This window comes from Shewanella sp. HL-SH2, assembly GCF_051164935.1.
In the GTDB taxonomy this organism is placed as follows: domain Bacteria; phylum Pseudomonadota; class Gammaproteobacteria; order Enterobacterales; family Shewanellaceae; genus Shewanella; species Shewanella glacialimarina.
This window is the reverse complement of the sequence record NZ_CP195035.1, coordinates 2,348,122-2,361,816: the sequence shown is the minus strand read 5'-3', so window position 1 is coordinate 2,361,816 and position 13,695 is coordinate 2,348,122. Positions and strand designations below refer to the sequence as shown.

The 13,695-nt window shown below is 39.0% G+C and carries 13 protein-coding genes; 6 read left to right on the top strand and 7 right to left on the bottom strand.

What is annotated here, in order from left to right; translation table 11 throughout:
• Positions 1 to 380: 380 nt before the first annotated feature.
• A complete protein-coding gene (locus ACRWP9_RS10255) occupies positions 381 to 1,310 on the bottom strand; it encodes an adenosylmethionine decarboxylase (RefSeq protein ID WP_434929017.1) in 930 nt (309 codons plus the stop codon).
• A 109-nt stretch (positions 1,311 to 1,419) separates the two neighbouring features.
• Positions 1,420 to 3,330 carry a biosynthetic arginine decarboxylase gene (speA, locus tag ACRWP9_RS10250; RefSeq protein ID WP_434925935.1) on the bottom strand — a complete coding sequence of 637 codons (1,911 nt, stop codon included), beginning with the start codon at positions 3,328 to 3,330 and terminating at the stop codon, positions 1,420 to 1,422.
• Positions 3,331 to 3,927: 597 nt separating this feature from the next.
• On the opposite strand from speA, the gene ACRWP9_RS10245 reads away from it, so the two are divergent.
• The 4 genes from ACRWP9_RS10245 to ACRWP9_RS10230 all read left to right on the top strand — a co-directional run bounded on the left by ACRWP9_RS10245 (position 3,928) and on the right by ACRWP9_RS10230 (position 7,337).
• Positions 3,928 to 4,758, top strand: coding sequence for a CvfB family protein (locus ACRWP9_RS10245; RefSeq protein ID WP_434925934.1), 831 nt, complete (start codon positions 3,928 to 3,930; stop codon positions 4,756 to 4,758).
• A gap of 114 nt (positions 4,759 to 4,872) precedes the next feature.
• Positions 4,873 to 5,523 carry a YceH family protein gene (locus ACRWP9_RS10240; protein WP_434925933.1) on the top strand — a complete coding sequence of 217 codons (651 nt, stop codon included), beginning with the start codon at positions 4,873 to 4,875 and terminating at the stop codon, positions 5,521 to 5,523.
• Positions 5,524 to 5,580: 57 nt separating this feature from the next.
• Positions 5,581 to 6,420 (top strand): ABC transporter permease, encoded by an 840-nt coding sequence (locus tag ACRWP9_RS10235; RefSeq protein ID WP_434925932.1) that lies wholly within the window; start codon positions 5,581 to 5,583, stop codon positions 6,418 to 6,420.
• Positions 6,417 to 7,337, top strand: a complete 921-nt coding sequence (locus ACRWP9_RS10230; RefSeq protein ID WP_434925931.1) for an ABC transporter ATP-binding protein — start codon at positions 6,417 to 6,419, stop codon at positions 7,335 to 7,337. The genes ACRWP9_RS10235 and ACRWP9_RS10230 overlap by 4 nt, the downstream gene beginning before the upstream one ends.
• Positions 7,338 to 7,582: 245 nt before the next feature.
• On the opposite strand, the gene ACRWP9_RS10225 is transcribed toward ACRWP9_RS10230, so the two are convergent.
• The 3 genes from ACRWP9_RS10225 to ACRWP9_RS10215 all read right to left on the bottom strand — a co-directional run bounded on the left by ACRWP9_RS10225 (position 7,583) and on the right by ACRWP9_RS10215 (position 9,700).
• Positions 7,583 to 7,789, bottom strand: coding sequence for a cold-shock protein (locus ACRWP9_RS10225; protein ID WP_226410119.1), 207 nt, complete (start codon positions 7,787 to 7,789; stop codon positions 7,583 to 7,585).
• Positions 7,790 to 8,042: 253 nt separating this feature from the next.
• Positions 8,043 to 8,873, bottom strand: a complete 831-nt coding sequence (gene rlmA, locus ACRWP9_RS10220) for a 23S rRNA (guanine(745)-N(1))-methyltransferase (RefSeq protein WP_434925930.1) — start codon at positions 8,871 to 8,873, stop codon at positions 8,043 to 8,045.
• 20 nt (positions 8,874 to 8,893) lie between these two features.
• Positions 8,894 to 9,700, bottom strand: a complete 807-nt coding sequence (locus ACRWP9_RS10215) for a hypothetical protein (protein ID WP_434925929.1) — start codon at positions 9,698 to 9,700, stop codon at positions 8,894 to 8,896.
• Positions 9,701 to 9,861: 161 nt separating this feature from the next.
• Between ACRWP9_RS10215 and sbcB the strand changes: the two genes are divergently transcribed.
• Together sbcB and cdd are read left to right on the top strand one after the other, a co-directional pair.
• A complete protein-coding gene (sbcB, locus tag ACRWP9_RS10210) occupies positions 9,862 to 11,277 on the top strand; it encodes an exodeoxyribonuclease I (protein ID WP_434925928.1) in 1,416 nt (471 codons plus the stop codon).
• A 65-nt stretch (positions 11,278 to 11,342) separates the two neighbouring features.
• Complete coding sequence (gene cdd, locus ACRWP9_RS10205; RefSeq protein ID WP_434925927.1) at positions 11,343 to 12,239, top strand: cytidine deaminase; 897 nt, start codon at positions 11,343 to 11,345, stop codon at positions 12,237 to 12,239.
• A 68-nt stretch (positions 12,240 to 12,307) separates the two neighbouring features.
• Here cdd and ACRWP9_RS10200 read toward each other — a convergent pair whose 3' ends face one another.
• A complete protein-coding gene (locus ACRWP9_RS10200) occupies positions 12,308 to 13,180 on the bottom strand; it encodes an NAD(P)-dependent oxidoreductase (RefSeq protein WP_434925926.1) in 873 nt (290 codons plus the stop codon).
• A 25-nt stretch (positions 13,181 to 13,205) separates the two neighbouring features.
• On the bottom strand, positions 13,206 to 13,694 hold the full coding sequence (locus ACRWP9_RS10195; RefSeq protein ID WP_226410177.1) for an acyl-CoA thioesterase: 489 nt from the start codon (positions 13,692 to 13,694) through the stop codon (positions 13,206 to 13,208).
• Position 13,695 lies beyond the last annotated feature (1 nt).

The following is a 13,695-nucleotide window of genomic DNA, read 5'->3' as shown; positions in this document are numbered from 1 at the left end:
TTCCCCTTATAGGATAAAACCTACTTCATGCAGGCTTGTATCAAAAAAATTGGTTAACTAAACTTATGGCTTAAGCCCAAACATGTGGTATTTAAAGACTAAGCGTAGCAATTGCCAAGTAATAGATATCCAATGATTCTTAACATGGTTCAACTGCAGCCGAATCTAGACTAACTATATTCATTCGATGTAGACCGTAAATGACTTTCATCGCTTTATCGCTGGTTATTCAACTGGACACTGAAGGTACTGGCACTGTCAAAACATTCAATATCAAACGAGGTATACAGCGGTACACTGGCGCACTTAAATCAGCATTTAGACATATGGAATAATAAGGCTTGCTACGAAAATGGCAATACACTCTCCAAATTGCTAACTTACAAAAACTCAGGGCTCAATAATTCAGCACAAGTCTGCTGATAGTGGCTGAAAATCACATTATAACCTTGCTTAATTGGATATGAGCAATGCCCTACACATATATTTTTAGGTTCTATTGCCGCGGCTATCTCGGTATTGAATCCTATAGTATCCCAACTTCTTGGCTTCAATATTGCTAACAGGGTTGACGCTATATAAGATTGATGTTGTTCAAGGTCTACATTAGTTTCTAAACTGACATACGAGCTTTGCTCTTGTGGCGTAATATGTACTGTGTAATAAAAATTATCTTTAATGCCGTTGATTGAAAAACCAAGCGGAGTAAACACATGTGCATCGTACTCAAAGTCTGCAAAAAGCTCATCTAGCAATAACAGTTTATATATCTCAGCTACTGTTTGCTGCTCAGTACATAAATAGTCTGCCACTGGTCCACTAATGTGGTACATCAATAATTCGCAGGTTTTATCCTGTGACATAATTTGGCAACTTTTATCACTGCTAAATAAAAAGTGATGATGATTATCTAAATGACCGACTCGAAAAGCGGTGCCAGGAACCCGAAGCCTTAAGGTATCAATGTCATCTATAAACGTGCTGGCCTGTAAATGAGCTAAATATTCATTTTTACGTTGATAGCTAATGAATGTCAGCTTATCTTCAGTCACTTTATCAATTAACGCACTCACTGAATCGATTAATGTCGATAAACCACACGTTAGCATTACCACCCGATGGTCCCACACGAACAAACTGGACTCACTGAGCAAGTACGCATCACATTGATCATTGTTAATATGTGACAGGATATCTGCCTTGGCTAAACTGACAATATGTTCCCAGAAAGATAACGGCAAGGCACGAAGTGAACCGAAACTCGGATCAACGCATAACGCTACTTTTTTTTCTGAACCTTCAAAAAACATATTAATCACACATAACTCAATTGATTGAAAATAAATAAAGGCTTAGTCATTATTCATAACTAAGCCTTTTCTTCAATGATTTACTGATTAAGATTTACATAAATTAATCTTAAAAATCTTCAAGATAAGTGTAACCGTCTAGACCAGCTTGAAGCTCTTCAAGAGTACTTACACGCTCATCAGGTGCAATATGCTGTTCTACTAACTCTTCAAATGTACGCATAAATGCATTGGCATCTAGGTTTACATAACGTAATACATCAGCAACTGTGTCACCTTGTAGTACTGATTCGATGTTAGTCAGTCCGTTTTCATCTAAACGAATAACTGCAGAGTTAGTATCACCAAATAAGTTGTGCATATCACCAAGAATTTCTTGGTATGCACCCACCATAAAGAAGCCGATTAAGTACGGGCTTTCCGCACTCCATGCTGGCACAGGCAATGTAGTTTCAATCCCTTGACCATCAACGTATTGATCAACAATGCCATCTGAGTCACAGGTAATATCCAGCATAACCGCACGGCGCTCTGGTGCTTTATCAAGGCCAGATAAAGGCAGCACAGGGAATACTTGATCGATACCCCAAGCATCCGGTAATGACTGGAATAAAGAGAAATTAACAAAGAACTTGTCAGCTAATTTTTCATTCAATTCATCAATCACTGGGCGATGATAGCGGTTATTATTACTTAATAAGCCCTTTACTTCGTGACAGACGCGTAAATGAGCTTGTTCAGCCCAAGCACGATGCGCCAAAGTAAACTGACCAGCAGCGAATAACGAATGTGCTTCAGCAATGTCGCTTTGGGTATCATGATAAATCTCAATGATGGCGCGTTGATCTTGACCACCACTGATTTCTTCCCATGATTGCCACATATTGTGTAACAACTGAGGGTCATCTTCGTTAGGCGCAACAATCACTTCTGGCATGTAAGCTTCTGTGCCAATAACATCTGTGATCAATACTGCATGATGCGCGGTTAAATGGCGGCCAGACTCTGAAATAATACGCGGCATTGGCTGCTCGTATTCATTACACAAATCAGTTAATACGTTAACAATGTTGTTCGCATATTCATTTAAACCATAATTCATTGAGTTGTTGCTTTGGCTTCTTGTGCCATCATAATCGACAGCTAAGCCACCGCCGACGTCAAAACAATCAATTTTGGCGCCTAATTCGCGCAGTTCACAATAAAAACGACCCGCTTCACCCACACCTTGGCGAATATCACGAATATTGGCAATTTGCGATCCTAAATGGAAATGCAACAGCTGTAATGAATCAAGCATATCAGCGGTTTTTAATTGCTCGAGTACTTTAAGAACTTGCGCAGCAGACAAACCAAACTTTGACTTTTCGCCGCCGCTAGCTTGCCATTTGCCTTTGCCCTGGAATGCTAAGCGCACTCGTAGACCTAAACGAGGTGTCACACCTAATAACTTGGCTTGCTCTAGTACCATAAGCAGTTCAGACATCTTTTCTAGCACGATGTAAACTTTATGGCCCAACTTTTCACCAATAAGTGCTAAACGCACATATTCTTTATCTTTATAGCCATTACAGACGATCACAGAACTGGCTTTTTGAGCCATTGCCAATACAGCCATTAACTCAGGCTTACTACCGGCTTCTAAACCTAGCTGCGGAACTTCTTTTGACTTTTGGCTCGCTAAAATTTCTTCAACAACGGTTTGCTGTTGATTAACTTTAATCGGGTAAACTAATAAATAATCATTTTGATATTCGTATTTTTGAATAGCATCATTGAATGCCTCACATAAGCTCTCTACACGATGGTGCAGAATTTGAGGGAAACGAACCAGCACAGGCAATGACACACCCTCTTTAACCAAATCTTTGGCTAAAGTACTTAATGCAACTTTATGATCGGGTTGACTTGGGTTAGGTGATACAGTCACTTCCCCATCTTCACGAATACCATAGAAGCCGTGACTCCAATGAGTGACATTATAGCCCGCACGAGCATCTTCAATTGACCAATCAGACATAATTATTTTCCGTATTTCCCCTACCACATCAAAATCACATTCTGACGTAATATGGCTTGTGAATAAAATCATCATAACGTTAGCACATTATGAGATGTATAGTAGATGATAAGCTTTCTCTTTGTCGGCTAAATTATAGTTATTTAGTGACACTGTTAGCATCTATACGTACTTTATTTGCCGCTTTACTGCCTAGCGCGTATCAATTCTAGGGCGACAATACAAACGCTTGTCTAAGTTTACTAAACGCATAAATGAATACTTATGATCCATAACCGCATAAATACTTAAGTCTATTTTTACAAGGCCATAAAGACTTATCAGTCAGTGTGTTAAACCTTAAAACTTGAGCCTTTAAAAGCGGCGCAATTAAACCGCGCATTGTGCTTCAATGCAAGTAGAATAAGCTTTGGTATTAATAAAAAGCCTAGATTCCTTTTGTCTTTACAGATGAATTTCGACCCAATACGGTGTAATACTATTATCGGCTCACTCTTAATCTAAAATCACTCATAATTTTAAAAAACGTGTATACTAATGGCCTTTGAATATTTGCAATATTCACCTATTATTTTGCCCCAACAGATAGAGATTCACATGATACAAATCGGAAAAAGCTATTCACTCGAAGTCGTTAAAGAAGTCAGTTTTGGTATATATGTTAATGCCCTCGAACTTGGCCAAGTGTTAGTTCCGAAAAAGTTTGTTCCTAAAACATATGAAATAGGTCAAAACATTGATGTTTTTTTATACCTAGACTCTGAAGATAAAGTGATTGCAACCACACAAAAACCTTTCGCACAGATAGGTGAGTTTGCCTATTTAAAGGTTGCTGCTCTTAGCGAGTATGGCGCATTTTTAGATTGGGGTCTGGATAAAGATCTTTTCTTACCCTTTGGCGAACAGCACAAAACCATCGAAGAAGGCCGTTCATATTTAGTGTACGTCCATGCCAATAAGGCCGACGAACGCATAGTTGCATCATCTAAAGTTGATAAGTTTTTAGATAAAACTCCAGCAGATTATGAAGTTGGCGAGCAAGTAAACTTGATTATCGGTGGTTCAACCGACTTAGGCTTTAAAGCGATTATCAATAATAAGCATTGGGGCGTTATTTATGAAAATGAAGTTTTTCAAAAATTACGTTTTGGCCAAACACTCACTGGCTTTATTAAAACATTACGCAGTGATGGCAAAATTGACCTAGTGCTTCAGAAAGGTTCTCAACAGGAACTGGATAAACAAGCGATTCAAATTATGAATAAACTTGCTAAAGCAGATGGTTTTTTACCTTTACATGACAAAACAGATGCCGACGTTATTTATGCACAATTGGCTATGAGTAAGAAAGCCTTTAAAAGATCCATTGGTGGATTATTCAAAGGTGGACAAATTACTATCGAGAAAGACGGTATCCGTCTGGTTTAATAGATAAATTGATTTTATTGTACACTAGATAAACGATTACATTGATATCGTTGTTAAAACAAGCATGGGGATGCTATAACATCTTCATGCTTTTTTATTTAAGGAACACCATCAATGGAATTAAATACACTAGAAGCCAGAGTGATTGGCTGTTTGATGGAAAAAGAAATAACCACTCCCGATCAGTATCCCTTATCTCTTAACTCAATCACTTTAGCGTGTAACCAAAAAAGTAGCCGTGAACCTGTGATGTCTTTAACTGAATCTGAAGTACAGATTATCATTGATGGTTTGACTAAAAAGCGATTGCTCAGTGAACAATCGGGGGTTGGCAGTAGAGTCATTAAATATAAACACCGTTTTTGTAATACAGAATTTAGCGATTTAAAGCTCAACTCAGCCGAATACGCCTTAGTGTGTGTTTTACTGTTAAGAGGGGCTCAGACACCTGGTGAATTAAAAACACGCACTAATCGTTTACATGAATTCTCAGATGTTACCCAAGTAGAATCTATTTTGCTCGAGCGAGCAAAACAAGATAAACCTTTTATTGCACAACTGGCTAGGGAAGCGGGTAAACGAGATTGCCGTTACATTGAATTATTCAGTACCTCGGTAGATGATTACCAAGCCAATAGTATTGCGAATTTAGAGGTCTCAGCACAAGCGCAGCAAAACTCTCTACAAGATAATAAAATAGCTGAATTAGAACAACGAATTGAGGTATTAGAGACAGCATTCGCAAAATTATTATCACAGTCTTAGCAAGCTCACTTACTTAATCGTATTTTAATTTCGTGCGTTAATCACTAAAGGATCTTTATGAATAACCCAGCAATATCATCTCCATCAGCCCTTTCCCATATCTGGCTGCTTGCTTGTTTCGAACTGACAAAGCGTTTCAGTAGCCGCAGTGGCATAATTGCATTAATCGCCTTTATCATGGTGTGGAGTATTATTTTAATTTACCCTGTTAAAGAAGCCGCTAGCATTATTATGCAACCCAGCTTTAAGGAATTTATGGCGGCGGTATTTGGCCCTACTACACTTGACCAATTGTTTAATTGGAAGGTTGCAGAATTTGCTGTCTTTTGGGTTGCTGCGCTATATTTGTTCCCATTATTTAGTATTTTTATCTCGGCAGACCAATTTAGCTCAGATAAGCAGCGGGGGACTTTACGCTTTATCAGTTTAAGAGTTAGCCGTAACAGCTTATTTCTAGGGCGATTTATAGGTCAAGTATTGATTCAATCATTACTTATTGTACTGACGTTAATCGTCGCTATTGCGTTAATTATGAGCAGAGACAGTAGCTTACTTTTTCCTGCAATCAACACAGCTTTGATTATTTTTGCCAGTGTATTGATTGTTGTATTACCTTACATTGCCATGATGGCGCTATTGTCTATTATTGCCAATAGTGCACGTCAGGCAAGTATCTTCGCTGTTATTTTATGGATTATTGTCTCACTGGTAATTACCTTAATTAATGTTCAATTGCCAGGTTTTGACGTTGTCAGTTATTTACTGCCGGGTTCGCAATTATCTGACATGGTCAATACCCAAGGTTTAGCTGCATTTGCCTACACTCCCATTCCATTGTTACAAACTGTGGCCATATTAATCATAGGCCGCATTGTTATGCAAAGGAGCGCATTATGAATCTAATACACTGCAAGCAGCTCAGTAAAAGCTATAACGGTAAGCCTGTCTTAGATAAAGTTGATATATCATTGGTTGCTGGTGCCCCCATTGCACTCGTTGGCCCTAATGGGGCGGGGAAAACGACTCTTTTTAGCATTTTGTGTGGTTATATTAAACCCAGTGCAGGGGAAGTCACTATTTTGGGCGAGCCCGTTGGTAGCCCTAAATTACAAGGCCTGCTTTCTGCATTACCACAAGATGCGCAACTAGACCCGGACAGTTCTATTTTTAGTCAACTAAAATTATTTGCTGAACTTCAGGGGATGAAAGGTAAAGCAGCAAAGCAAGAAGCTATGCGCGTCTTAGAGTTGGTAGATTTAGTTAATGTGGCTAAAGCAAAACCGAAAAGCTTAAGTCATGGTATGAGTAAACGGGTTTCGATTGCCCAGGCTTTAATCGGCTCGCCTAAATTGGTGTTACTAGATGAACCAACTGCCGGCCTTGATCCAGCTAATGCTAAGAAAATTCGTGAAATTGTTAGAGACCAATCTGAACGTACCACGTTTGTGATTAGCTCACACAATTTGGATGAATTAGAGAAATTGTGTGATCAGGTAATTTATTTAGAAAGAGGCCAGCTTAAACAGTCATTATCGATACATACGGCGCAAGATGTTGATTACCTAACATTAATTATGAAAAAGGCTGATATGGCGGCGGTGCATCATGCTCTACTTGGGTTAACTGCTATCACTAAAGTCAGTCAAAGTGCTAATAATCAATTTATTATTGAATACCCCACTCAATCTAATTTCACCTTAGAACAACAACTGTTCAGTTTATTAGCTCAACATCAATGGCAATATAAGTCGATTATGAAGGGACGTACATTAGAAGACACCTTGTTCTCTTCTGAGTTTCAACACGCAACCTAGAAGCTGTTTTTGTGGACATAGTTTGATTCTGTCTAGTACGAACAAAAAAGCCGGATAACTGTTCAGTTAACCGGCTTTTTATATATCTGAATTTATAAGTTATCATTTCAATTGATGCAAAAAATTTATCATATTGGGATAAATTATACTTACGATGATATTTATTTTTTCCTAAAAAAAAGCAAAAAAAACTGCGGCAAATGCCACAGCTTTAAGTCCATTTCACCGAAGTGAAATATTATAGCTTAAACTAAAGAAACGTTTTCAGCTTGAGGACCTTTCTGACCTTGGGTCACAGTGAAAGAAACTTTTTGACCTTCGTCTAAAGTTTTGAAACCGTCTGAGTTGATTGCACGGAAGTGAACGAATACGTCTGGACCAGACTCTTGCTCGATAAATCCGAAACCTTTGTCAGAGTTGAACCACTTAACAACACCAGTAACTTGAGACATGATATAAATCCTGTAAATATAAAATAAAGCCTAAACGGCGGTAACGCTGGAAAATGCCGGTATTACTTATGTTAACAGGACGAAACTGGTCGTATTGAAACACAAAAAATAAGTCCAACCTTCAAGCTATGTAAACTATAAACCATTTTAAGAATAAGTCAACAGGCATGATAACCATGGCTTAATTAATTACTACTTAACTTAATTCTGTTTATCTAAATTCATCAATAAGTTATTGGTGTATTTACTCTGTTTACACTGCAACACTATGACGCTTATGTACTTCGATTTTAAAATCTAATTCACAGTTAAGCCCTTCCTCTGCCATCTGTTGCTTTTGACTTAAGGATAACTTCCAGGCATAAGGTGTCATATTGAGTAAATGTTCAATATCACTTTCATCTGTTAATGACAGCATGTACTCAAGACTATGCTGACCAAGATAGTCAAAACCTTGCAATACTAATGACTCTTGTGGGTGGAGTCTGGGTTTTTCATAAATTTTTTGTTTAATAGCAAAGTGATGTTTTGGCCCAGGAGAGACAGTAATTAGTATCCCTTCAGGTTTGATGACTCGTTGTAGCTCTTCTACTTTAGATGGCGCATAAATGCGAATAGCTAAATCAAAACTATTTTCAATAAATGGCATTTCAAATACACTCGCCACACAAAAGTGCATGTCTGGATATTTTTTGGCGGCATATTTAATTGCAATTTTAGAAATATCTAATCCCCATAATTGGCAATCACTTTGTGTCTGATAAAGTTGATTAATTAAACGATGGCTGTAATACCCCTCCCCGCAGCCAATATCTAAAATGGTTTTTGCCAGTGGCTGGTACTCACTCGCTAACTGATTCACTTTATCACTGAGCGCTTGATAATGTCCTTTATTCAAAAACTCACGTCTAGCCAACATCATTTCTTTATTGTCGCCAGGATCTTTCGATTTCTTTTTTTGTACTGGTAACAAATTCACATAGCCTTCTTTAGCCGTGTCAAATTGATGATTGTTTGTACAATACCAGGTTTTCGTTTGATTTTGAGCTAAAGGAAGCTGACAAATAGGACAGATATACGACATCAATAATTCTTAATAAGTTGTTAGTTTTCATCATCTGATAGTTGATTAACTAATTCAGTGACATCAAAAGGAGCCAGTATGTTATAGCATTCTAGTTTTTGCTGTAGCTTTTCGATATCTAATGAAGCTTCATTTGCAGCCCTAGATAAACTAGGACGCTCTAAAGACTGATGATAAGTACGTAAAAGCCATTGACGTTTATTTTGCAATAAATGATCTAGTTTTAACAGTTCAGTCGACACACCTGGGTGAATTTTTCCGGATTCACCACGCATATAACCTGCAATATCACGCCTAACCTGCTCCAATTCACTAATGTGTAGAGCAAGTGCTGCCGTAGATTCACTGTGCTTAGGTTTTTGCCCTAAAATAGTTTTAGCAACAACCAACACTTGTGGCTCGCATAATAATCGTAAGTCATGCTCTAGTGAGATTAATTCAAACTTACCCTGCTCAACAGTACTAAAAAACATCTTACCGTCAGCTTGAATGATGATCTCAATACCTGCTTTCAACTGTTCAATACATACCCTAGGGGCTACGGCCATTCTAGAGTAGAGCCTAACACCTTGGCCAATCAGGCGATTGACATCATATTGTTCAGCAATACAATGCGTTGGTTGATAGTCAATATTCACAAATGCTTGCTGGCGAACAATTAACGTAGCCTCAACACCTGCTACTTGGCTCACTATCATTTCGAATAATGGGTTAGTTAAAGAAGCCAAAACCAGTAAATCATCAATATTGTCCAATAAACGAACCGTAATCAGAGTTGGATGGTCTATTTGAATCACATTGGGATGACTAAAAATATGCTGGTGCATTCAAAAAAATCCTTTTTACATTATGATTTGCGAATGTTATCGGCTGACATCGTATTATCTGCATATTAAACTAGCAATCATTCAATTGATAAATCAACAAGCACTTAACCTAACCAGAATTAATGCTAAGATAATAAAATCATTTAGCAAGAAACTTCATTATGGCTGATGCAATACAACCCACTTTATTTTGGCACGATTATGAAACATTCGGGGCAAATCCAGCCAAAGACCGCCCTTGCCAGTTTGCCGGGATCCGCACGGATCTTGAATTAAATATTATCGGCGAGCCAGAAACCTTTTATTGCCAGCTTGCGCCCGATTATTTACCTTCGCCAGAAGCGATATTAATCACCGGAATAACGCCACAACTGGCTAATGGTAAGGGTATGCCTGAAGCTGAGTTCATGAAGCGTATTAATGAATTATTCAGCCAACCTAATACCTGTGTTGTCGGCTACAATTCCTTACGCTTTGATGACGAAGTCAGCCGTTATGGTTTTTATCGTAACTTTATCGACCCATACGCACGGGAATGGCAGCAGGGGAATTCGCGCTGGGACTTAATTGATCTCGTTCGAGCCTGTTATGCGTTTCGTCCTGATGGCATTAGTTGGCCAACAAAGGAAGATGGCTCTCCTAGCTTCAAATTAGAGCAATTAACTGTTGCCAATGGCTTAAGCCATGAAAAAGCCCATGATGCCATGTCTGATGTATACGCAACTATTGCTATGGCTAAGCTAATAAAACAACAGCAGCCTAAATTATATGACTATTATTTTAAGTTACGCCGTAAACAGGCTGTAAGTGATCAAATTGATGTTTTAAAAATGCAGCCTTTGGTGCATGTGAGTTCTAAAATTAGCGCACTCAATGGCTGTACCACATTAATTGCCCCAGTGACTTTTCATCCAACCAATAAAAATGCCGTTATTTGTATCAATTTATCCATGGATATCTCACCTTTATTGACATTAACGGCTGAAGAAATTCAAGCTAGAATGTATACTTCACGTGCAGATTTAGCACCAGGTGAACTGCCTATCCCTATTAAGCAAATTCACATTAATAAATGTCCGTTTATTGGCTCTGCTAAGTTATTAGATGATGATGTAGCACTGCGGTTAAATGTGGATAAAGCCTTCGCCCGAGAGCAATATAAACGCCTAAAACAATCAAGCGATATTCGTGAGAAATTAAATGCTGTATTTGAAATAGAATCAGATAGGCCAGCGATAACTAACCCTGACCTAATGCTCTACAGTGGCGGTTTTTTCAGTCATGCTGATAAAACCAAAATAGACATAGTAAGCCATACTCAACCGCAGAATTTAGCCGCATTGGAATTACAGTTTGATGACCCTCGTATTAATACCATGCTATTTCGTTATCGAGCTCGTAATTACCCACATACATTAAGCCACCTAGAAAGCCTTAAGTGGCGTGAATACTGCCAAGAGCAGTTAATGAATGCCGATTATGTGATGCGTCTCGAAAACTTAGTTGAAGAAACCAGCGACAATGAACACAAACAAAAGCTATTAAAAGCCCTGTATCAATACTTACAATCACTTTAGTTTATTCATTTTAGTCATAAGCTTAAGCCCAAATATGACGTTTTTTATTTTAAGGATAAGGGAAAATGCAAAATCGATTTATAGATGGTATCAATCAACTGCCAAAGCCACTTGCAACAGCTTTAGTGCCATTATTAAGTGATGATTTCGGTGGTCATATTAATGCCATTCAATTATCAAATTTAATGACCACAAGCCAATTAAATGAACAAGATCTTTTAATGGCTTTGTTACCCATAGCAGCAGCACTAGCAAGTCCAAGCCTTAGCCAGTTTTATGTTGGCGCAATTGTAAAAGGCAGCAGTGGTGATATTTATATGGGAGCCAACCTTGAGTTACCTGGAGAAGCACTGTTTCACACTGTTCATGCTGAGCAAAGTGCTATAAGCCATGCATGGCTGTGTGGCGAAACACATATAATGGACATAGTTGTTAATTTCAGCCCTTGTGGTCATTGCCGTCAATTCATCAACGAACTTGTTGATGGCAGTAAAATCAATATTCACTTACCGGGTCAAGCAACTGCGCCATTGAGCCATTACTTACCGTATGCATTTGGGCCTAAAGACTTAAATGTGACCCGCCCATTACTGTCAAAAAGCCATATTGAGTTTGCTTTAGAGTCAAATGACCCTGTCATTATCGAAGCGTTAGATCAAGTAGGGTTAAGTTATGCCCCTTATACTCATTGTCATGCTGCAGTTGTGTTAGAAACCCATGACGGCGCTACTTTTTGTGGACGATATGCTGAAAATGCGGCGTTTAATCCCTCTATGCAGCCAATGCAGATGGCACTATCAAACTTGATAAGACACAATCGAGACTATAGCGAGATTAAACGTGCGATATTAATTGAGTCATCTAAAGGCATGATAAGCCTTGTTGGCGCGGCTATGGATGCCTTAAATACTGTCGCGGCAGTGGAATTAGAACATATTGTAGTAGAGCCAACTGATATCTAGTAGACACCTATATTTTAAAAAAGGACTGCATCATAGCAGTCCTTTTTATTTGTATATGAAATAGATGCTTAACGATTCTTCTCTAGACGTGCTAACAAACTTGAAGTGTCCCAGCGATTACCTTTCATTGCTTGAACGTCAGCGTAGAATTGATCAACCAGTGCAGTTACAGGCAAAGTCGATCCATTACGTCGAGCTTCATCAAGTGCTATACCTAAATCTTTACGCATCCAGTCAATAGCAAACCCAAAGTTATACTCGCCTTGCCACATGGTTTTATAGCGATTCTCCATTTGCCAGCTTTGTGCGGCTCCCTGGCTAATAACTTCAATCACCTTCAAACCATCAAGACCAGCACTTTTGGCAAAGTGTAATCCTTCTGCCAAACCTTGAACCACACCTGCGATACAAATTTGATTGACCATTTTAGTTAGTTGTCCTGAACCAACCGGCCCTAATAACTCAGCACAGCGACTATAAGCAGCAATAACAGGTTTAACGGCATCAAAAGTAGCCTGTTCGCCACCCATCATGACAGTAAGCATGCCTTTTTCGGCCCCTGCTTGACCGCCTGAAATAGGTGCATCTAAGAAGGCAATGTCTTTGGCAGCTAACACTGCAAAAATTTCACGGGCAACGTCAGCGGATGCTGTCGTGTGGTCAACTAAAATAGTGCCAGCATGCATACCATGAATAGCACCCTGCTCACCTAAAACAACCTGACGTAAATCATCGTCATTACCGACACAGGTAAAGACAATGTCCTGACCCATTGAAGCAGCTTTAGGTGTCGGAGCCGATTTACCTTGGTAAGTTTGGGTCCATAAATCTGATTTAGCCTGTGTACGATTGTACACAGTCACCTCATGCCCCTGGCTCACTAAATGACCTGCCATGGGAAACCCCATCACACCTAAACCTAAAAATGCAACCTTAGCCATAACTTCTCCGATATGTAATTAATATTTACTCAACGATTGGTTTTACGTGGGCTTCCATCTCAGCACCAATGCGTTTACGCATGTCCATTAACCGTAATGCTGAATCGCGTAAACGAATGTCATCCTCGGTCTTGGGGATCCACTCAGGTACATCTGTCGGTTTACCAGCATCATCAACCGCAACCATAATCACAATGCAATGGGTTGTTAAATGACGTTCTGAATATTTTGGGTCACCCGCTTTAACATCAATCGCCACATGCATAGATGTTGTTCCAGTGTAGATAATTTTACCAGTCACTTCGACTATGTTACCCACATGAATAGGTTTAACAAAACGAATACCACCGGCGTATACAGTAATACAATACTTTCCGCTCCAACCTGCAGCTGATGCGTAAGCGGCTAAATCGATCCACTTCATTACCGCACCGCCATGAACTTTGCCGCCAAAATTCACATCTGCAGGCTCAGCTAAAAAACGTAATGTCAGCTGTCTGTCTATACCGGCCATA

Excerpts from the sequence above, each read along its gene's own strand:
- ACRWP9_RS10255 (WP_434929017.1), bottom strand. The coding sequence starts at position 1,310 with ATGTTTTTTGAAGGTTCAGAAAAAAAAGTAGCGTTATGCGTTGATCCG.
- speA (WP_434925935.1), bottom strand. The coding sequence starts at position 3,330 with ATGTCTGATTGGTCAATTGAAGATGCTCGTGCGGGCTATAATGTCACT.
- ACRWP9_RS10245 (WP_434925934.1), top strand. The coding sequence starts at position 3,928 with ATGATACAAATCGGAAAAAGCTATTCACTCGAAGTCGTTAAAGAAGTC.
- ACRWP9_RS10240 (WP_434925933.1), top strand. The coding sequence starts at position 4,873 with ATGGAATTAAATACACTAGAAGCCAGAGTGATTGGCTGTTTGATGGAA.
- ACRWP9_RS10235 (WP_434925932.1), top strand. The coding sequence starts at position 5,581 with ATGAATAACCCAGCAATATCATCTCCATCAGCCCTTTCCCATATCTGG.
- ACRWP9_RS10230 (WP_434925931.1), top strand. The coding sequence starts at position 6,417 with ATGAATCTAATACACTGCAAGCAGCTCAGTAAAAGCTATAACGGTAAG.
- ACRWP9_RS10225 (WP_226410119.1), bottom strand. The coding sequence starts at position 7,789 with ATGTCTCAAGTTACTGGTGTTGTTAAGTGGTTCAACTCTGACAAAGGT.
- rlmA (WP_434925930.1), bottom strand. The coding sequence starts at position 8,873 with ATGTCGTATATCTGTCCTATTTGTCAGCTTCCTTTAGCTCAAAATCAA.
- ACRWP9_RS10215 (WP_434925929.1), bottom strand. The coding sequence starts at position 9,700 with ATGCACCAGCATATTTTTAGTCATCCCAATGTGATTCAAATAGACCAT.
- sbcB (WP_434925928.1), top strand. The coding sequence starts at position 9,862 with ATGGCTGATGCAATACAACCCACTTTATTTTGGCACGATTATGAAACA.
- cdd (WP_434925927.1), top strand. The coding sequence starts at position 11,343 with ATGCAAAATCGATTTATAGATGGTATCAATCAACTGCCAAAGCCACTT.
- ACRWP9_RS10200 (WP_434925926.1), bottom strand. The coding sequence starts at position 13,180 with ATGGCTAAGGTTGCATTTTTAGGTTTAGGTGTGATGGGGTTTCCCATG.
- ACRWP9_RS10195 (WP_226410177.1), bottom strand. The coding sequence starts at position 13,694 with ATGGCCGGTATAGACAGACAGCTGACATTACGTTTTTTAGCTGAGCCT.